This is a genomic window from Streptomyces sp. NBC_00568 (assembly GCF_026341855.1).
Classification (GTDB): domain Bacteria; phylum Actinomycetota; class Actinomycetes; order Streptomycetales; family Streptomycetaceae; genus Streptomyces.
In genome coordinates, this window is sequence record NZ_JAPENW010000001.1 from 7,183,868 (window position 1) to 7,203,136 (window position 19,269).

Consider the following 19,269-nt stretch of genomic DNA (forward strand, 5'->3'; position numbering starts at 1 on the left):
CCGCTCAGCGCACGGCGGGCACCGGCCCCGCCCCGAGAACGCCCGCGGGCACCGCCCCGGCCCCCGGCACGTCCGCGGGCGGCGCGGCGGACCGCAGCACGTCCGCGGGCGCCGTGCCGGCCCGGTGGGCGGCGACCAGGTCCTCCAGGGTCCGTGTCATCTCGTTGGGGGAGGGCATGGCCAGCACCTCCTCGCTCAGCCGCCGGGCGTTCGCCCGCAGCCCCTGGTCGTGGAGCAGGCGCTCCAGCGCGGCCCGCACCCTCGGCCCGTCCGCCTCGGCGGGCTTCATGGCCAGCCCCGCCCCCGAGCGTTCCAGGCAGCGGAGTTTGAGCGGGACGTCGAACGCCCGGCTGACCAGCAGTTGCGGCACGCCGTAGCGCAGGGCGCAGCCGAACGACCAGGTGCCGCCGTGATGCACCATGGCCGCGCAGGTCGGCAGGACGTCGGCCAGCGGCACGGACTCCACCAGACGGGTGTTGGCCGGCACCCGCTCGAGCCGGTCCTGGGACTCCCGCGGCAGGGTCAGGATCAGTTCCATCTCCAGGCCGGCCGCCGAGTCGAGGATCTCCTGGATCCGTTCCACGGGCAGCAGCTGCCGCACCGGACCGTCGTTGACCGCGTCCCCGAAGGTCATCAGGACCCGCGGCGCCCGCGGCGGTTCTGTGATCCACCGCGGCACCACGGCCGGCCCGTTGTAGGGGACGCACTGCATGGGCAGCGTCGTCGCCCGCTCGTCGGGCCGGAACGCCCCCGGCAGCGGGTCGATGGTGAACTGCCCGTTCACCAGCTCCTCGGAGAACGCGCAGCCGTACTTCCCGGCCCAGCCGGCCAGCCAGTCGCCGAGCCGGTCGGCGCGGTCGTGCGGCGGGCGCAGCGCCCGCGCGTGCAGGAAGTCCTCCCGCATGCGGGAGTAGACGTCGACGGAGTACAGCACCCGGGCGTGCGCGGCCCCGACCGCGGCGGCGGCCACCGCGCCCGCGAACGCCTTCGCCCCCCACAGCACCAGATCGGGCCGCCATGCCTGGGCGAAGGCGACCAGCTCCTCCATCATCGAGTCGTTGGACCGCCGCGCCTGCGGCAGCACCAGGTCGTCCATCACCCGGGTGACCTGCTCCCAGTCCAGCCGCGCACGGTCGGGCCCCATTTCGAACAGCGGGCCGAGCCCGTCCTGCGGGGACTTCCGTGCGCCGGACGGGGCGGCCGCGGCCGCCGCCTGGCGCCGCTCGTCGCGCCGTCTGCGCAGCTCCGGGCTCTCACCGGGCCCCACGCCCAGGCCCGTCAGCCCGGCCCCGGCGACGGCGTCCAGGAGATCGGGCCAGCCGGCCACCCGCACCTCGTGCCCGGCGGTCTGCAGCGACCACGCCAGCGGAACCAGGTTGAACAGGTGCGTCTTGAAGGGGAACGGCACGATGAGAACCCGCACGGCGGATCTCCTTCGGTCAGGGGCGAGGGGGGTGGTGTGCACGGCCGACGGCACGCGTCGACGCCCCTGCCATCCTGATCACGTATCCCGTACGGGGCTTCTCCACGTTTGCCCAGTGCCGGTGGCGGCGGTCACCAGGAAGGTGACAGCGGCGACCGCCACCGCCGTCGGCAGGGGTCCCGCCAGGTCGCAGAGCGCGCCCGTGGCCAGGATGGACACCACCACCCCCAGCGGCAGCAGGGTGGCCCGCAGCGTCAGCACCGCCGGCAGCTGCGCGGCCGAGGCCACCGCCAGCAGCCGGTTGTTGTAGTGGACGTAGGCGACCTCGAACAGGACCAGGAACAGCGCGTACAGCACCAGCGTCGGCGCCGTGCGCCCGGCCAGCAGCGCGGCCAGCAGGAAGGGCATCGGCAGCAGCGCCCACGCGGCCGAGGGCAGATGCCCCAGGTGGCGCTGGGCGGGCAGGGCGGCCAGCGACCCGGCGAAGACGGCGACCGAGGAGACGGCGACGAAGACGCCCACCAGCCGGGTCCCGCCGCCCAGCACCTGCAGCGGGATCACGGTGACGGCCACGGTGTGGAACCCCTGCCAGAACGCCACCAGCAGGAACCGGGCGAACAGCCTGCGCAGCACCGGGTCCTCGACCCGCAGCCCCCCGGCAGCCGCCCCGCCCACAGCGTTCCCGGCATCCCCGGTGTCCCCGGCATCCGCGGTCTTCTCGGTGTTCTCGGTGTTCCGGGCGTGATCTGCCTTCGCGCGGGCGTTGCCGGCAGGCGCCGGCAGGGCCCAGGCGAGCAGCGCGGACAGCACCAGCAGCGCCGCGTTCACCGCGACCAGGCCCCGCAGCGGCAGCACCGCGGCGGCCGGCCCCGCCAGCGCCGCCCCGGCACTGACCCCGGTCAACTTGCCGATCTCGGCGAAGGTGTTGGCGCGCTCCAGCCGCTCGGGGGCGACGGCGGCGCGCAGCACGACCGAGGTCGCCGAGCGGGTGAGCGCCTCGCAGAACCCGCGGACCAGGACGAGGACGGTGGCCACCGCCAGCAGCGCGCGGCCCGGCACCGCCAGGGCGGCCAGCGTCAGGACCAGGCTCGCGGCCTCGGCCGCCCGCACCAGGTGCTCCGGGGCGCGCCGGCGCAGCAGCGAGTTGAGCGGATGCGCCAGCAGCAGCGCGGGCAGCCACGGCGCACTCAGCACGGCCCCGGCCAGCAGTCCCGAACCGGTGACCGATCCCACGTGCGTGGACAGGCTCACCAGAAGCAGGAAACTCCCGCACGCGTTGACGAACAGCAATACGGGAGTGAAATTCGGTGAACGGTGTACCGCGGGAAGAAAAGTCGATGTCATCACGTACCCCTCCAGGGACCGGAGGATGCCAGAGATGAACACATTTCAGCGAGAGGGGCCTCTGCCTATCGTGAACATATGACAGCAACCACCGGGAACAGCCCGTGCATCGTGATGGTCGATGCCTATGCCGCCGTCCGTTCACTCGTTCTTGAATTCAAGGAACAGGGGTGTTCGGTCGTCCGTGTGCAAAGCACACGCGACGTGCCGTTCGTATACCGGTCGGCGCCTTTCGTCCGCGACGACTTCGTCGCCGACATCGTCCACGACGGCGACGTGGAGGCCACCCTCGCCGCCGTCGCGGCGTTCGCGCCCCTCGCGGTGGTCTCGGGCGGCGAGTCCGGGGTGGAGTTCGCGGACCTGCTCGCCGAGCGGCTCGGCCTGCCCGGCAACGGAACCGCCCTGAGCACCGCACGGCGCGACAAGCACGTCATGATCGAGACCGTGCGCGCCGCCGGCCTGCGCGCGGCCCGGCAGCTGCGGGTCACCGACGCCGACGAACTGGCCGCCTGGCACCGCGAACTGGGCGGACGTGTCGTCGTCAAACCGCTGCGCAGCGCCGGCAGCCAGGGCGTCTCCTTCTGCGACACACCCGAGGAGTCCACCGCCGCGTTCCGTTCCCTGGCCGGCACCGACGACGTCTTCTCCCGGGCCAACGACGGGGCCGTGGCGCAGGAGTACCTCCCGGGCACCGAGTACATGGTCAACACCGTCAGCCGCGACGGCCGCCACCACGTCTGCGACATCTGGCGCACCAGCCGCGTCAGCGCCAACGGCGTCCTCGACCTCTGCGACGCCCTCACCCTGACCGACTCCGGCGACCGGGCCGTCGCACCGCTGAGCCACTACGCCTTCCAGGTCCTGGACGCCCTGGGCATCCGCCACGGCCCCGCGCACGTGGAGATCAGGATGACCCCCGCCGGACCGTGCCTGGTCGAGGCCGGCGCCCGGATCGCGGGCGGCGGCATCCCGGCCAGCGCCGGCCTGGGCATCGGCGCCTCGCAGCTGGAGTGGACCGCCGAGGCCTACCTGCGCCCCGAACGGTTCCACGCCCGCGCCCAGCGCCCGTACACCCTGCGCCGGCACTGCGCGATCGCCGGCATGGTCTCACCGGTCCGGGGCGTCCTCAGCCAGTACCGGGGCATCGAGGAGATCCAGCGGCTGGAGAGCTTCCACGCCCTGGCGACCCCGGTGAAACCGGGCCAGGACATCGTCCCGACCGTCGACGACCTGACCTACCCGGTCATCGTGACGCTGCTGCACGACCTCGAGGAGGTCGTGCAGCGCGACCTGAACACGATCCGCCACCTCGACGGCACCGGCTTCTACGTCCTCGACGGCACGGCCGGCCCCTGACCCCCGCCGGCCGCTACGGCCCCGACGGCACGGCCGGCCCCTGACCCCCGCCGGCCGCTACGGCCTCGACCGTACGGCCGGCTGCTGACCGTGCCGTTCGACCGCCGCCCGGCAGCAGTTGAACATCACCGCCCCGCGCCGGCCGGTACCGGCCGCGACCACGCCGGCCGCGGCACCCGGTAGACGAAGCTGACCGCGGTGCGCGGCTGCGCCGCCGTCGTGTTGGGCGCCGAACGGTGCAGCACCAGGCCGTCGAACAGGACCGCCGACCCCGGCTCCAGGGGCATGGCGGCCACGGCCGTGCGCGGCAGGTGCTCGTCCGCCACATGCGGCTCCTGCGCCCGCTGAAGCGGCGCCTGGCCCGGCAGGCGCTCGCTGTCCCCGGTGTGCGGGAGCAGCCCGAGCAGGTGCGATCCGGGCAGGAACTCCAGGCAGCCGTTGCGGGCGGTGGCCGGCTCGAGCGCCACCCACACCGTCACGATGCCGTGCCTGCCGGCGTCGAAGCCGGGCGGCGCGAACGCCATGTCCTGGTGCCAGGGCTTGGCCGAGCCCACCACTGGCGGCTTGGCCCACAGGAAGGAGTTGACCAGCGTGCCCGGGGCGCCGGCGGCCCGGGCGACCGCCCCGCCGGCCAGGTCCAGCGACCGCTGCACAGCCTCGAACTCGGGCACGTGCACATGGATCCGGTCGGCCGAGCGCAGCACCCCCCGCAGCGCCCCGGCCCCCTGCTGCCAGGCCGCCCAGCCACCGATGCCCGGCGCCTCCAGGACGAAGTCCCCGCCCGAGACGGCACGGTCGCGGGTGAGGTCCTCCAGCGCGCCCACCGCCCGCCGCAGCCGCACCAGCGCGTCACCGGCCGCGAGCCCCGGAAGCCGCACGAATCCGTTCTCCCGTATTCCCCCGGAATCAGTCTCCACCATTTCTCGTCCTCCCTCTCTTGACATCGGATCACCCGCGAACCTACCCGCATGTATCACAGGCCGTTCATGTTCAAGACGAGCCGGACAATGGGCCGTTGCCGTGCCTTCGGCGCCCTGCGTATCCTCTCGGGCCATGAGGCCGTTCGGCCACATCAAAAGCTATTTGCGGAAGGAGTGGAATATGAGCGACCGCACCTTTATGGAGACCCGTGACGCGGACGAGGAAACCAGCAAGTGGTAACCCTCTGACAGCGAAGTACGCGCCGCCCGTACGGAATTCCGTACGGGCGGCACGTCGTCCCGAGAGAGGCAGAAATGGTAGGCAATCGCGTTTCCCACGTCATCGACCTTCCCGCCGACCTGCTGGTGATCGACGACTCCACCGACGACCGCTACTGGGCCTCGGTGGAACGCGTCGTCGACCTGGCCGGGCAGAAGGCGCGCGGAGCCGACGGGGTGCCGCTGCTGGCGAGCCTGGCGGCAGCCCACCCCGAGTGGCCGGTGCGCGCCGGCGCGGTGCGGCTGCTGGCCGCCCACCACGCGGACGATCCCGCCGCCGCCACCGCGGTGGCCGCCGCGACCCACGACACGGTCGACTGGGTCGCCTTCACCGCCCTGAAGGTGATCACGCAGTACCGGATCGCCGCCGCCGTCCCCGACCTCATCCGCATCTCCGGCTGGCCCAGCAACTTCACCCGGCCCGACTGGGCGCGCAAGCCCGTCGGCTGCGGCGCGGCCCTGACCAAACGCGCCCTCATCGCCGTCTTCGGCACCCGCGACCCCGCCGAACTGCGCCGCCTGGAGGACGAGTACTTCACCGACATGCGGGCCAGGATCAGCACCGCGCGCAACCGCCCCCGCCGCCACACCGACGTGATCGCGGTGCCGGGCGGCCCGGCGATCATCGGAGCCGACGAGAAACCCGACGCCTTCCGCATGGCCCAGGACGACAGCACCCTGCGCGCCGTGGACGTGCCCGCGTTCCTCATCGACCGCACCACCGTCACCAACGCCCGCTACCGCGTCTTCCTCGACGAGGTCGGCGACTCCGGCGAGTTCGACCACCCCGACCAGCCCCTTCAGCGCTCGCACCGACCCGCGCACGGGCACGACCCGCGCTTCAACGCGCCCGGCCTGCCCGTCGTCGGCCTCGACTGGTACGACGCCTACGCCTTCGCCAAGTGGGCCGGCGGCGCCCTGCCCAGCGAGGTCCAGTGGGAGAAGGCCGCCCGCGGCGTGGACGGCCGCCGCTACCCCTGGGGCCAGGACTGGGACCCCGCGAAGGTGAACTACGTCGAGCGGTCCTTCGGCGAGCAGGTGAGCGACCTCGACTCCCTCGAAGCCCTGCTGCTCACCGTCGAACAGGGCACCAACCCCGACCACCCGGTGCTTGCCGCCGACGCCCTCCCGCAGGGCGCCAGCCCCTACGGGGCCCTGCAGATGTCCGGCAACGTGTGGGAACTGACCCGCACCAACTTCTACACCGGCCAGGACATGGACCCCTTCTTCCAGGGACGCCACCCGCTGGACTTCATGAACCGCAAGGACGCCTTCCACGTCCTGCGCGGCGGCACCTGGACCTCACCGCCGACCTGCCTGACCACCTTCTACCGCGGCAAGGACCTGATCACCGACCGGCACAACGAGGTCGGCTTCCGCTGCGTGTACGAGACGAGCACCTGATGCGCCTGACCTCGCTCGGCCACGCCGCGGTCCTTCTCGAGACGGGCAGCGAGCGGATCCTCTTCGACCCCTGGCTCACCCAGCGCCTGGACCGCTTCTGGGAACACCACCCGCCGCTGCCCGGCGATCTGGTCCGCCAGGTCCTCGACGACGGCGTCGACTACGTGGTCCTCAGCCACCACCACTTCGACCACCACCACTTCCCCTCCCTGCGGCAGCTGGCCGACGGCGCCGACGTGGACTTCGACGACAGCCCCCGCCAGAGCTCCGCCGTCACCTGCGTCTACCCCGCCGGCCCCGTACCGCCGCGGCTGACCGCCTCCGGGCTCGGACACCAGGCGATCGCCTGGACCCTGCGCCGCCTGGGTTTTGAGCACCTGCACCCGGTGACCCCGGGCGACACCCTCACCCTGGGCGCGGCGACCCTGCGGACCTTCCCCTCGGCCGTGCCGTTCCCCGAGATGAGCGTGCTGGTGCAGACCGACGACGCGGCCGTCATGCTGTGCGGCGACGCGCTCCTGCACGAGCAGACCGTGGCCGCCTTCCGCCGCGACGACGCGCCGCGGCTGGACGCCGTCCTCGTCCCCGCGCACAGCGTCTCGCCGCCCGGCGTGCTGACCGAACGCCGCCCCCTGGCCGACCCGGACGCGGTCCGCGCCCGCGCCCGCGCGAACTTCGACCGCTACGTCGAGGCGATCCCCGCCGCCGTGACCGTGCCCTCCTCCTTCGGCTGGCGCGTCAGCGGCGACGGCGCACGCGACTACTCCTGGTGCAACCGGACCATGTTCCCCTTCACCCCCGTCCAGGCCCTGCGCCGGCTCGACGAACTGGGCCGCGACGGCCTGCTGTGGGGCCCGGGCCAGGTGCTGGAGGTGGCCGACGGCAAGGCCGCCCTGACCGACGGACCCGTCGCGCCCGCCGCCTACGACTTCGACCAGCTCTACGCCGGGGTGACCCTCGACCCGGCCGCCCCGGTGCCCCCGTTCGACGCCGCCGCCGACCGCCACGGCCGCCAGAGCCGCACCTGCGAAAGCCTGCTGCGCGAACTCCTGGACCACCTGGTCGCCACCGACTACTGGTACCGGGCCCTGGACGACGGCGCCGGACGCCACGTCATCTCGCTGTACGAGGACGACGGCACCGAGACCGCCTTCCTCCTCGACCCGGTCGCCGACCGGGTGACCCGGCTCGGCGAAGGCCCGGCCCGCGCCCACCTGGCCGGCGGCGAGGGCTGGACCGAGACCGCGGCCAGCACCCTCGAGGCCCTCCTCGACGCCGACCTGCTGTTCGGCAGCTCCTTCGGCCTGTGGGCCAGCGACGGCGTCCTGCTCTCCGCCGTCTTCCACCACCCGTCCTTCTACACACGCCACGTGGACCGCGCACTGCGGGAGGCGAACACCCCGTGAACACACCCGTCGTACTCGACCACGAGAGCAGCTGCCTGCGCGGCAACCCGCTCGGCGACCCGCACCACCGCCGCATCGAGGTCCACCTGCCGCCCGGATACGACGGCGTGCGCCGCTACCCGGTCATCTACTGGCTGCCCGGATTCGGCGCCCGCCCGAGCCTCGCCCACCCGGCCCTGGCCTTCGGCACATCCGTCGCCGACCGCCTGCACCAGGCGATGACCGACGGCCGGGTACCGCCCGCCCTGCTCGTCGTCCCCGACTGCACCACCGCCTACGGCGGCTCGCAGTACCTCGACTCCGCCGCCTGCGGCCGCTACGCCGGCTACCTCGCCGAAGTCGTCGCCGAAGTGGACCGCCGCTTCGCGACCCGCCCCCAGCCCGCCTGGCGCGCCATCGGCGGCAAATCCAGCGGCGGCTACGGCGCCCTCGTCGCGGGCATGACCTCCCCGCTGTTCGGGGCCGTCATCGCCTGCTCGCCCGACGCCGGCTTCGAACACAGCTATCTGCCGCTGCTGCCCGCCACCCTCGACACCATCCGCGCGGCCGGCGGCGTCGACGCCCTGCTGGCCCGCCGCGACAGCGGCCCGCACGACGGACCCTTCATGGTCGCGATGAGCATCATCGCCATGGGCATGTGCTACGCCGACCGGCCCGGCACCACCCCGGCGGACGCCCTGCCCTGCGACCCCGTCACCGGCCTGTTCCGCGACCGGGTGTGGAGGCGCTGGCTCACCCACGACCCGGTCCGCATGCTGGCCGCCCACACCGCCCCGCTCACCCGGCTGGGCCTGCTCCACCTCGGCGTCGGCGAACGCGACGAGTACGGCATGCACTGGGGCGCCCGCGCCCTGCACGCGGCCCTCGACACCCACCACGTCCCCCACGTCTACCAGGAACACGCGGGCGGCCACCACGGCATCGAGCACGTCTTCACCGACGCGCTCGCCCACCTGTGGCAGACCTGGCGGCACCGGCAGGAACCGGAGAACGACACGTGTGCGGCATAGCGGGCTTCATCAGCCTGGACGGACGGCGCGATGCCGCATGGCTGGACGCCCTGGGCCGGACCATGACCGACGCCATGGCACACCGCGGCGAGGCCGCCTGCGCCCCCTACGTCTCCGCGTGCGGCACCGTCATGCTGTGCGCGACCCGGCTGGCGGTCCGCGACCGCACCGACGCCGGCGACCAGCCGATGACCGACCCCACCGGCCGCATCACGCTCGTCCACAACGGCGAGGTCTACGGCTCCCGTTCACCCGCACCACCCCTGTGGCCGCGCCGCACCACCTGCGACACCGAGTTCGTCCTCCAGCAGATCTGCCGCCACGACGACCCCGGGACCGCACTGCGCCCGCTGGACGGCATGTTCGCCCTCGCCTGGCACGACACCACCACCGGCCGCGTGGTCCTGGCCCGCGACCACTTCGGCGTCAAACCGCTCTTCTACACCGTCACCGAAGGCGCCCTGCTGTTCGCCTCGGAACAGGGCGTCCTGCTGCGCACCGGCCTGGTGACCCCCGAGGTCGACCCCGAGGAATTCGTCCTGCGCTCCTGGATCCGGATGGACGCCGCCGACGACCACACCTGGCTGCGCGGCATCCGCTCCCTGCAGCCCGCCGAATACCTCCTCCTGGACCGCCCGCACACCAGCACCCACCGCTACTGGAAACCCGCCGCGGTCGACGACCCGATCCAGCCCGAGGAGATCAGGGCCGCCTTCGACCGGGCGATCCAGCAACGGTCCGTGTCCGACGTCCCGCGCGCCGCGGTCCTCAGCGGCGGCGTCGACAGCACCGCGATCGCCGCCGCCCTGACCCGCACCGGAGTACCCCTGGACGCGTACGTGCTGCGCTACCAGGACGGCATCGGCGGCTCCGGCGACGACGTCACCTACGCCACCGAGGTCGCCGGCCGTCTCGGCGTCCCGCTGACCGTCTGCGACCTGGACAGCGACCGCGCCGCCGCCCTGGTACCCGTCCTGCCCACCCGGCTGATGCGGCCCCTGCTGCACGGCGCCGAACTGGCGATGCACCACCTCTACCGCACCATCGCCGACGACAAGAACGTCGTCGTCTACTCCGGACACGGCGCCGACGAACTCTGGGGATACCAGGCCGGCCGCTACTTCCCCGTCGTCGACCCCTACGCCCCCACCTACATCCACGGACGCCACTACCTCACCCACCGCCTGCACGCCGACGAGCGGCCCGTCTGGGCCGGCCTCATCAGCTGGATGGCCCACGAACTCGACGTCGACATGACGACGGTGACCGACCGGGTGTGGGAACGCACCCTGGACGCATACCGGGCCCTGAAGACCGCCTCCCCCCTCAAACGCGGCCGCCACCACCTGATGCGCCGCTTCCTGGTCTACGTCAACGACATGGTGGACGCCACCTCGGCCACCTTCACCCTGGAGGACCGGCCCGTCTTCCAGGACGTCGCCCTGACCGAACTGGCCTTCCGCTGCCCCGAACACCTCAAGGACACCAACCAGCCCGGCACCCACAAAGGCCTCCTCAAAGCAGCCCTCGCCGACCTGCTGCCCGACTCGGTGCGCGCCCGCCGCAAACAGGGCTTCCCCAGCCCCGCCGACCCCGGATACACCCGGCGCCTGACCGAACTCGCCGACGCACTGGGCACCCCCTTCGGCCTGCCCGCACCCCCCACCGCCCTGCGCGCCGAACTCGGCGTCGGCGAATGGATGTTCCTGGCATCGGCCTCCGCCTGGACCGACCACCTCAACGAGCTCGCAACCCACCCGAGGAGTCACGGTGAGCCCCTCCGTCCCCCGATGGCGCCCGCAGGCCCTGCACCACGCGGCCGACCTTGACCCCGTCCCCCCGGTGATGGACGAGACCCGCGCCCAGCCCTGGTGCACCTTCGTGCTCTGGCAGCCCGCCGAACTGCCCCGCGGCTGCGACACCCGCACCGGCACCCTGCGCCGCGAGGCACCCCCCGGCCGCGTCGACACGGCCGGCCGCACCCCCTGGAGCGACGCCAACCCCTCCGGCTACCGCACCGAGATCTCCGGCGGCGGACGCAGGCTGCGCCTCAAGCAGTTCCTCTACGACTGGGCCTTCCCCGCCGCCGACCACCCCTGCCTGTGGGGCAGCCGGACCCGCCCCCACGAGATCGGCGGGGACCGCGTCGTCTGGCTCGGCACCGACTACCTCGGCCACCGCGCCGGCAGCGCCCGCATGGCCCGTACCACCGTCGAACTCTCCGTACTGGAAGGCGAGTTCACCGACGACGAGATCATCGCCCTGTACGCCGGCCTGCGCCCCGCCGTGCCCGAGGCACTGCCCCGGATACTGGCCACCCCGTTCTCCGAACTCAGCTACTGGGCCCGCCACCCGGCCGACATGGTCGCCGTGCCCACCGGCGTCTTCGCCTTCCAGCGCCGCGGCCGCGCCCACGAGGGCCACTGGACCCCCTCGGCCGACCTCACCGCCTTCCTCGGCAAACAGGGAATCCCGCTCACCGCAGGCCCCTTCCACGCCGACAGCGCCGCCGTCTTCGGCGATGGCACCGCCGTCCGCGAACTCGACGTCGTCTACGCCACCCCGTCCGGCGGCGAACTGCGCCTGACCGCCCAGCGCACCGGCGGCGGACGCCTTCGGTTCCCGCCGCGCCGCGACAAGCACCCCGCCACCGACGAGATCCGCGACCTCGGCGGCCGCCCGGTCCATCTCGGCTTCCTCAGCGCCGAGTTCGGAGCCTGCGACGCCTGGTGGCAGCACCCCGACGGCTACGACCTCAGGCTCCTGTCCAGCGCCGGCACCGGCCTGGGACGCGAGACGTTCTTCACCCTGCTCACCGCCATCGACGCCGGACTGCGCCTGGCCGGCAACGCGGAGGTGCTGGGATGAGCGGGCAGCAGCACCCGGCCCTCGCCCTCGTCACCGAAGGTTCCGCCAACACCCGGGCCGGTGACCGGAGTTCACCGCGAGGGCCGGCCCTCGATCCCGTGACCGGCGGTGCGGACCGTGATCGTGCCGCCAACACCCGTCCGGGCGAGGGGAGTTCACCGAAGCGGCCGGTCTCCGGACCCGTGACCGGCGGTGCCGTCAACGGTGGCCCGGACCGGGACGGTTCGCGGGGGCGGGGCATCGTCGACCCCGCCACCGGCCGCGTCCTCACCCGCGTGCCCGACACCGACGCCCCCGGCGTCGCCGACGCCGTGGCCCGTGCGGACACCGCGTTCCGCACGGTCTGGGCCGACACCTCCCCGGCCCGCCGCGCAGGACTGCTGCGCGAACTCGCCGGCCTGCTGCGCGAGGACCGCGACCACCTCGCGGCGCTGGAACGCGGCAACGCGGGCAAGCCCACGGCCCGCGCCGGCGCCGAGGTGGACTTCGCCGCCGACGTCGTCGACTGGTTCGCCGCCGCCGCCCGGTACCCGGTGGGGGAGACCCACCCGGCCGCCCCCGGCCTGCGCACCTACACCGACCGGGTCCCGGTGGGGGTGTGCGCGGCGATCTGCCCGAACAACTACCCGCTCCTGCTGGCCGTCTGGAAGATCGCCGCGGCGCTCGCGTACGGCAACACGGTCGTCGTCAAACCGGCACCCGAGACACCGCTGTCCGTCCGCCGCCTGGTCGAGAGCGCCGCCCGCGTGCTTCCCCCCGGCGTGCTGAGCGCCGTCTACGGCGGAGCGGAGACGGGCCGCCTGCTGTGCGAGCACGCGGACGTCGCCATGGTCTCCTTCACCGGCTCGACGGCGGCGGGCCGCGAGGTCGCCCGGCGCTGCGGGGAGGGCCTCAAGCCCGTCTCGCTGGAACTGGGCGGCAAGAGCCCCGTCGTGGTCTTCCGCGACGCCGACCTGGACGCGGCCGCGCGGGCGGTCGTCGCCGGCTTCACCGGCAACACCGGCCAGATGTGCGTGGCCGGGACCCGCCTGATCGTCGACCGGGCCGTGCACGAGGAGTTCGTCGCCCGCGTCGCCGAACTCGCCGGCGCCCTGCGCGTCGGCCCGCCCGAGGACCCCCGCACCGATCTCGGCCCGCTGATCAGCCGGGCGGCCGCCGACCGCGCCGCCGAGGCGGTGAAGGAGGCGGCGGAACGGGGTGCGCGGGTGATCCTGCCGCCCGGCCGCCGCGAGGTCCGCCACGGTCCCGACGGCGGGTTCTACGTCCACCCGGTCATCGTGGACGGTGCCCCCTTCGACACCCGCGCCTGGCGCGAGGAGCTCTTCGCCCCGGTGCTGTCCGTCGCCGCGTTCGACACCGACGCCCAGGCCCTGGACCTCGCCCACGACACCGCCTACGGCCTGTCGGCCTCGGTCTGGACCGGCGACGCCGACCGGGCCGAGCACTTCGGCCGGTCCCTGCGCGCCGGCATGGTGTGGGTCAACACCTGGGGCGACACCGAGGAGACGGTCAGCGTCTCGGGCATGGGCCAGTCCGGCTACGGCCGCGAACTGGGCATCCACGCGGTGGAGGGCTACACCCGGCCCCGCGCCGTCTGGGTGGCCCACCGGCCGGGACGGTAGACCACGATGCCCCGACCCCCCGCCGCCCAACAGCCCCCGCCCGAGCTGCTCTTGAGTCAGCCCCCCGCCTCTCCGCCGCCCCTCGCCGCGCAGTCCCCGACCCCGCGGCCCGCCGCCTCACGGTCCTCGACCGTGCGGCCCGCCGTCTCACGGTCCTCGACCGTGCGGCCCGCCGTCTCACGGTCCTCGACCGTGCGGCCCGCCGTCTCACGGTCCTCGACCGTGCGGCCCGCCGTCTCACGGTCCTCGACCGTGCAGCCCTCGACGTTCCGGCCCTCCATCCGGCGGCCTTGGACCCGGCACCGTCTCTCCCGGCACCCCGCCACCCCACGGCTTTCCACGTCGCAACCCGCCTGCCCGCGGCTCGACTTCCGCAGCGACACCCGCACCGTGCCGGACGCGCGGATGCGCGCGGCGATGGCCCGGGCCGAGGTCGGCGACGACGTGTACGGCGACGACCCCACCGTCGCCCTCCTCGAACAGGAGGCGGCCCGGCTGCTGGGCACCGAGGCCGCCCTGCTCACCCCCACCGGCACGATGGCGAACCTGCTCGCCCCGCTCGCCGCGTTCGGCCCCGGCTCCCCGCCGCCGCGTCTGATCGCCGGCTCCGGCACCCACATGACGTTCCTCGAATCGGCCGGACTGCGCCGCTTCGGCCGCATCGAACTGACGCCGGTGGCCCAGCACTTCGGCGGCCTGCCCGACCTCGACGCCCTGGCCGCGCTGCTGTCCGCCCCGGCGGACCGGCCGACCGTGGTCTGTGTGGAGAACACGAGCATGATGCACGCCGGCAACGCCCTGGACGCCGCGGCGACCCGCGCGGTGGCCGCGACGGCCCACCGCCACGGCGCGCACTTCCACCTCGACGGCGCCCGCCTCGCGAACGCGGCCGTGGCCCTGGACGTCCCGCCCGCCCAGCTCGCCGGACCCGCGGACAGCATCGCCTTCTCGGTCTCCAAAGGACTCGGCGCGCCGGCCGGCGCCCTGCTGTGCGGGACGTCCGCGTACATCGCGTACGCCCGCGAGCTGAGGGGATGGCTGGGCGGCTCCCTGCACCAGGCGGGAGTCGTCGCCGCGCCCGCGCTGATCGCGCTTCGCCGTCTGCCCGACCTGGCCGCCGACCACCGAAGGGCCGCCGCGCTCGCCGACGGCCTCGCCGCGCTGCCCGGCGTCACGGTGATGCGCCCGCCCCAACCGACCAACATGGTCATGGCACGCCTCGCCGGGCTGAGCGCGCGGGAGTGCGCCGCGCGCCTGGCCGGCCACAACGTGCGCGTCCTGCCGCTGCCCAACCATCATGTGCGCTTCGTGACGCACCGCGCACACGACATGATCGGTGTGCGCGAGGCCGTCGGCGCCGTGGCGGCCGTGGCCGCCACGACCGGGGCCGGCCGGCGACCGACGGAGAACTCCCGTACGGGGAGCTCTCCCTGACACTCTGGAGGAAAACATGACGGACGTGCCACCGCGTGGACTGCAGGAGCGGCTGCGCGACACCCGCGCGAGGCTGGAGAACGACGTCGACCTGTGGGTCGCGACAGCGGGAGCCTCCGGCGGCGTCCACCTCGTCCCGCTCTCCTACCTCTGGGACGGGACCGCGTTCCTCGTCTCGACGCCGCGGACCTCGGTCACCGGCCGCAACCTGCTGGCCGACGCCCAGGTGCGCCTGGGCGTCGGCCCGACCCGCGACGTCGTGATCGTCGACGGCGTCGCGGAACCGGTGGACAGCGCCGGTCTCGGCGACAAGACGTGCGAGGCGTTCGCGGCCAAGACCGGCTTCGACCCGCGCCAGGAGACCGACGCGCCCTACCAGTACTTCCGGATCCGGCCGCGCCGCGTCCAGGCCTGGCGGGAGGCGAACGAGCTGGCGGGACGCACCCTCATGCGCGACGGCGCCTGGCTCGACTGACCTCTTCGGCACCTGCCCCCTCGCCGCCGCCCGCCCCTCGCCGCCGCTGTCGCCGGGCCGCCGTCGGCCGGCCGGCTGTGCGGCCGGTCGGCCGTGCGTGGCCGGCGGCGGCGAGGTCCAGTCGTTCTTGACCGGCGCTGAAGAGCGCTTTGACAGGCTGCGACAGGCAAGGCATCTGTCAATCCTGGAGGGGCGAATATGGGAGCCATCGAGGTTCCGGTCCTGATCGTCGGCGGCGGCGGATGCGGCCTGTCCGCCTCCGTCTTCCTGTCCGACCAGGGCGTCGATCATCTGCTGGTGGAACGGCACCCGGACACATCGAGGATTCCGAAGGCGCACTATCTCAACCAGCGCACGATGGAGATCTTCCGCCGGCACGGCATCGCCGACGACGTGTTCGCCGAGGCGGCGCCGCTGGAACTGTTCGGCAAGGTGCGCTGGCAGACCACGCTCGCGGGCGACGGGCCCATGGACCGCCGCCTGATCCATGAGATGGATGCCTTCGGCGGCGGCGCACTGCGCGAGAGCTACGCGAAGGTCGGGCCCGTCCTGCCCGCCAAACTGCCGCAGATGTGGCTGGAGCCGATCCTGCGCCGCCACGCGGAACAGCGCGGCCCCGGCCGCGTCCTGTTCCACCACGAGGTGACCACCTTCTCCGACGAGGGCGACCACGTCCTGGCCGAGATCCGCGACACCGAGACCGGTGAGACCACCACCGTCAAGGCGCAGTACCTCATCGGCGCCGACGGCGGCCGCATGGTCGGACCCGCGGTCGGCATCCGCATGGAGGGACCGCCCTCACTGGTGAACACCACCACCGCGTACTTCTCCGCCGACCTGTCCCCGTGGTGGGAGGAAGGCACGCTCATCACGCACTTCCTCAGCCCCGAGGACCCCGACCTGTCCAGCAACCTCATCGAGATGGGACCGAGCTGGGGCAAGGCCTGCGAGCAGTGGGGCCTGCACTTCGCCCCCGGCCCGCCCGGCCGCTGGGACACCGAGACGGTCATACCCCGCATCCGTGAACTCCTGGGCCTGCCGGACCTGGAGGTGACCGTGCACAAGGTGACGGACTGGATCGTGCACGCGCACCTCGCCGACCGCTACCGGGTCGGCCGGGTACTGATCGCCGGTGACGCCGCGCACCGCCAGCCGCCCGCCGTCGGACTCGGCCTCAACACCGGCATCCAGGACGTCCACAACCTCGCGTGGAAGCTGGCCGCGGTGCTCAGCGGCCGCGCCCCCGACAGCCTGATCGACACCTACGAGGCCGAACGCCGGCCCGTGGGCCGGGAGAACGTCGACTGGGCGACCTCCGCCGCCGTCCACCACCAGGCCCTCATGGACGCCATCGGGGTGGGCCACAACATCCCCGCCGGGCGCCGCGGACAGCGGCTGGAGTCCTACTTCGACCCGTCCCCGCTCGGAGACACCGTGCGCATCCGCGCCCTGGAGATGTTCCACACCCACCGCGGCGGATGCCAGGCGCTCGACATGGAGGTCGGCTTCGCCTACGAACAGGGCGCGATCGTCCCCGACGGCAGCGAGCCGCCGGCACGCGTCCCCATGCGCGACGAGCACCGGCCCACGTCCCGCCCCGGACACCGGCTGCCGCACGCCTGGATCACCCGGGACGGCGAACGCCTGTCCACCCTCGACCTCACCACCCCGACCTCCTTCACCCTGATCACCGGCCCGCAGGGCACACCGTGGTGCGAGGCGGCCGCGAAGGCGGCGCAGAAGTTCTCCCTCCCCATCAGCACCGCCCGCATCGGTGCCGGCGCCGAGTTCGCCGACGTGGACGGCGGATGGGAGACCGTCCGGGAGATCACCGACGGCGGCGCGCTCCTGGTACGCCCCGACCAGCACATCGCCTGGCGCGCCACCGGCGCCGGCGAGGACCCGGAGCAGATCCTCACCGAGGTCTTCGCCGCCCTCCTGGACCGCTGAACCCGCCAGCGCAGAACCCGCCAGCGCAGAACCCGCCAGCGCAGAACGCGCCAGGAAAGCACGCCAGGAAAACGCGCCAGGAAAGCACGCCAGGCAGAACCGTCAGGCAGAACACGCCGGGCAGAACGCGCCGGGGAACACGAAGAGGGGCCGTGCCCGATCACCGGGCACGGCCCCTCTTCTGCGTCCCTCGACACACCCCGCTCCGGGCGGACTTGAGCTCCGGGCGGGCCTGCTCAGACTCCGGCCGCGACGGACCGGGCGGCGGCGTCCGACTTCAGCCAGGCCAGGACCTGGTCGGCGGCCTTGCGCGCGGTGGCCATGCACACCCCGGCGCCCACCCCCTCGTACAGCGCGCCGCACACCGCGAGTCCGGGCTGGGCCGCCACCGCCTCACGGATCCGCCGCACCCGCTCCAGGTGACCGACGGTGTACTGCGGCAGGGCGTCGGGCCAGCGGCTCACCCGGCTCGCCACCGGGACACCACTCACCCCGGTGGCCTCGGCGAGCTCGGCCGTCGCCAGCGCGACGAGATCGGCGTCGTCGCGCAGCAGCAGGTGCTCCTCGCCGAAACGCCCGAGCGAGCAGCGCACGATCTCCACCTCGCCCGCCAGGTGCGGCCACTTCACGGTGGTGAACGTGACCTCCTTGACGGCCTTCTTCTCCACCGCCGGCACCCGGTAGGCGGCGTATCCGCGGCCCGAGAGCCCGCCGGGGAACGCCGCGCGCGGGTAGGCGAGCGTCACCATCGCCACGCTCGCGTACGGGACGTCGGCCAGTGCCGAGACGGCCGGGGCGATCCCGGAGATCCCGGAGAGCAGGGTGCTCGCGGGGCCGGCCGGGACGGCGACGACGACGGCGTCCGCGTCGATGTGCTCCGGGCCGGTGACCGGGCCCACGGTCAGCCGCCAGCCGCCTGCGGTGCGGGTGAGCGCGCGGACGCTCGCCCCGGTGCGCACGGACGCGTCCGGCGCGGCGGCCAGCACCTCCCGCACGAGCGCGGGGGGCAGCGAACCGAACCCGCCGTCCAGGGTCGCCACGCTCACCGGCGGCGGCTTTTCCCCCGGCGCGAGCGGGGGCGTCAGCGAGCCGGCCGCGTCCGCGAGCGAGACGTGCGCGCGGGCGGCCTTGGCCAGCGGGGTCAGCGTGGCCTCGAAGGACAGGTCCTCGGCGCGGCCGGAGAACACCCCGGCGAGGAACGGGTCGACGAGGCGGTCGACGACCTCCTGGCCGAGCCGTCCCGCGACATGGGCCGCGACCGAGACGTCGCCGTCCCGCTCGGACGGCGCGAGCACCAGGTCCTGGCGGGCCCGGTCGAGTCCCGCCGCGGACAGCACCCCGGAGCGGGCGAGGCCGTCCATGTCGCAGGGCACGCCCATGAACTGACGGTCCGGCTGCTGCCGGACCGCGCCCCTGGTCCAGATCGCCGACGCGGTGACGCCCGCCGACATGATCCGCTCACCGAGCCCGGTCTCCTTGACCAGCCCGGTGGTCTTGCGGCGGTTGGCGTACAGCGATTCGGCGCCCTCGTCGACCGCGACCCCCGCCACCTCGGAGACCGACAGCTTCCCGCCGATCCGTGACGATCCCTCCAGGACCGTCACCCGGACCGGCTCGTTGCGCAGATAGAACGCCGCCGCCAGTCCCGCGATACCACCCCCGATGATGACCACATGGGGCTTTCCACTCGCCTGATCCCGTTCGGTGCCAGCCATTCCACCAGATCCTTCATGGTTAGTGTCGTAGAGGCCGTCCCGGCGCCGGCGCCCGGCGTCGGA

The 19,269-nt window shown here is 73.6% G+C and carries 15 protein-coding genes; 10 read left to right on the forward strand and 5 right to left on the reverse strand.

All coding sequences use genetic code 11. From position 1 onward, the window contains the following. Positions 1-4: 4 nt before the first annotated feature. Both OOK38_RS31255 and OOK38_RS31260 read right to left on the reverse strand, forming a co-directional pair. Positions 5-1,423: a nucleotide disphospho-sugar-binding domain-containing protein gene (locus OOK38_RS31255; RefSeq protein ID WP_266849094.1), complete on the reverse strand. Its 1,419-nt coding sequence runs from the start codon at positions 1,421-1,423 to the stop codon at positions 5-7. 78 nt (positions 1,424-1,501) lie between these two features. Further along, entirely contained in the window at positions 1,502-2,713 is a 1,212-nt protein-coding gene (locus OOK38_RS31260) for an MFS transporter (RefSeq protein ID WP_266849096.1), read from the reverse strand. Between the two features lie 132 nt (positions 2,714-2,845). On the opposite strand from OOK38_RS31260, the gene OOK38_RS31265 reads away from it, so the two are divergent. After that, positions 2,846-4,123: an ATP-grasp domain-containing protein gene (locus OOK38_RS31265; protein WP_266849098.1), complete on the forward strand. Its 1,278-nt coding sequence runs from the start codon at positions 2,846-2,848 to the stop codon at positions 4,121-4,123. A gap of 125 nt (positions 4,124-4,248) precedes the next feature. On the opposite strand, the gene OOK38_RS31270 is transcribed toward OOK38_RS31265, so the two are convergent. After that, the gene (locus tag OOK38_RS31270; protein WP_266849100.1) at positions 4,249-5,043 is read right to left on the reverse strand and encodes a phytanoyl-CoA dioxygenase family protein; all 795 of its coding nucleotides are present in this window, start codon (positions 5,041-5,043) and stop codon (positions 4,249-4,251) included. Positions 5,044-5,358: 315 nt separating this feature from the next. Here OOK38_RS31270 and OOK38_RS31275 point away from each other — a divergent pair, with 315 nt between their 5' ends. The 6 genes from OOK38_RS31275 to OOK38_RS31300 are packed head-to-tail and all read left to right on the forward strand — an operon-like array spanning position 5,359 to position 13,632. Beyond that, the gene (locus OOK38_RS31275) at positions 5,359-6,726 is read left to right on the forward strand and encodes an SUMF1/EgtB/PvdO family nonheme iron enzyme (protein ID WP_266849101.1); all 1,368 of its coding nucleotides are present in this window, start codon (positions 5,359-5,361) and stop codon (positions 6,724-6,726) included. Beyond that, positions 6,726-8,132, forward strand: coding sequence for an MBL fold metallo-hydrolase (locus OOK38_RS31280; RefSeq protein WP_266849103.1), 1,407 nt, complete (start codon positions 6,726-6,728; stop codon positions 8,130-8,132). Before OOK38_RS31275 ends, OOK38_RS31280 begins: the two co-directional genes overlap by 1 nt. Continuing rightward, on the forward strand, positions 8,129-9,142 hold the full coding sequence (locus tag OOK38_RS31285) for an esterase family protein (protein ID WP_266766256.1): 1,014 nt from the start codon (positions 8,129-8,131) through the stop codon (positions 9,140-9,142). Before OOK38_RS31280 ends, OOK38_RS31285 begins: the two co-directional genes overlap by 4 nt. Beyond that, complete coding sequence (locus tag OOK38_RS31290) at positions 9,130-10,971, forward strand: asparagine synthetase B (RefSeq protein WP_266849104.1); 1,842 nt, start codon at positions 9,130-9,132, stop codon at positions 10,969-10,971. Before OOK38_RS31285 ends, OOK38_RS31290 begins: the two co-directional genes overlap by 13 nt. Next, positions 10,913-12,010, forward strand: coding sequence for a hypothetical protein (locus tag OOK38_RS31295; protein ID WP_266849106.1), 1,098 nt, complete (start codon positions 10,913-10,915; stop codon positions 12,008-12,010). The genes OOK38_RS31290 and OOK38_RS31295 overlap by 59 nt, the downstream gene beginning before the upstream one ends. Continuing rightward, positions 12,007-13,632 (forward strand): aldehyde dehydrogenase, encoded by a 1,626-nt coding sequence (locus OOK38_RS31300; RefSeq protein ID WP_266849108.1) that lies wholly within the window; start codon positions 12,007-12,009, stop codon positions 13,630-13,632. Before OOK38_RS31295 ends, OOK38_RS31300 begins: the two co-directional genes overlap by 4 nt. 56 nt (positions 13,633-13,688) lie before the next feature. Here OOK38_RS31300 and OOK38_RS31305 read toward each other — a convergent pair whose 3' ends face one another. Continuing rightward, positions 13,689-13,913 (reverse strand): hypothetical protein, encoded by a 225-nt coding sequence (locus OOK38_RS31305; RefSeq protein WP_266849110.1) that lies wholly within the window; start codon positions 13,911-13,913, stop codon positions 13,689-13,691. Between OOK38_RS31305 and OOK38_RS31310 the strand changes: the two genes are divergently transcribed. The 3 genes from OOK38_RS31310 (at position 13,885) to OOK38_RS31320 (ending at position 17,491) form a co-directional block, all read left to right on the forward strand. Then, entirely contained in the window at positions 13,885-15,066 is a 1,182-nt protein-coding gene (locus OOK38_RS31310; protein ID WP_266849112.1) for a low specificity L-threonine aldolase, read from the forward strand. The two genes, OOK38_RS31305 and OOK38_RS31310, sit on opposite strands and share 29 nt — an antisense overlap. 16 nt (positions 15,067-15,082) lie before the next feature. Beyond that, positions 15,083-15,541, forward strand: coding sequence for a pyridoxamine 5'-phosphate oxidase family protein (locus OOK38_RS31315; RefSeq protein WP_266766251.1), 459 nt, complete (start codon positions 15,083-15,085; stop codon positions 15,539-15,541). 198 nt (positions 15,542-15,739) lie between these two features. After that, positions 15,740-17,491, forward strand: coding sequence for an FAD-dependent monooxygenase (locus tag OOK38_RS31320; protein ID WP_266849113.1), 1,752 nt, complete (start codon positions 15,740-15,742; stop codon positions 17,489-17,491). Between the two features lie 236 nt (positions 17,492-17,727). Here the strand turns inward: OOK38_RS31320 and hemG are convergent, their stop codons facing one another. Continuing rightward, a complete protein-coding gene (hemG, locus tag OOK38_RS31325; protein WP_266849114.1) occupies positions 17,728-19,206 on the reverse strand; it encodes a protoporphyrinogen oxidase in 1,479 nt (492 codons plus the stop codon). Positions 19,207-19,269: the final 63 nt, after the last annotated feature.

Excerpts from the sequence above, each read along its gene's own strand:
- OOK38_RS31265 (WP_266849098.1), top strand. The coding sequence starts at position 2,846 with ATGACAGCAACCACCGGGAACAGCCCGTGCATCGTGATGGTCGATGCC.
- OOK38_RS31305 (WP_266849110.1), bottom strand. The coding sequence starts at position 13,913 with ATGGAGGGCCGGAACGTCGAGGGCTGCACGGTCGAGGACCGTGAGACG.
- OOK38_RS31280 (WP_266849103.1), top strand. The coding sequence starts at position 6,726 with ATGCGCCTGACCTCGCTCGGCCACGCCGCGGTCCTTCTCGAGACGGGC.
- hemG (WP_266849114.1), bottom strand. The coding sequence starts at position 19,206 with ATGGCTGGCACCGAACGGGATCAGGCGAGTGGAAAGCCCCATGTGGTC.
- OOK38_RS31300 (WP_266849108.1), top strand. The coding sequence starts at position 12,007 with ATGAGCGGGCAGCAGCACCCGGCCCTCGCCCTCGTCACCGAAGGTTCC.
- OOK38_RS31320 (WP_266849113.1), top strand. The coding sequence starts at position 15,740 with ATGGGAGCCATCGAGGTTCCGGTCCTGATCGTCGGCGGCGGCGGATGC.
- OOK38_RS31275 (WP_266849101.1), top strand. The coding sequence starts at position 5,359 with ATGGTAGGCAATCGCGTTTCCCACGTCATCGACCTTCCCGCCGACCTG.
- OOK38_RS31315 (WP_266766251.1), top strand. The coding sequence starts at position 15,083 with ATGACGGACGTGCCACCGCGTGGACTGCAGGAGCGGCTGCGCGACACC.
- OOK38_RS31270 (WP_266849100.1), bottom strand. The coding sequence starts at position 5,043 with ATGGTGGAGACTGATTCCGGGGGAATACGGGAGAACGGATTCGTGCGG.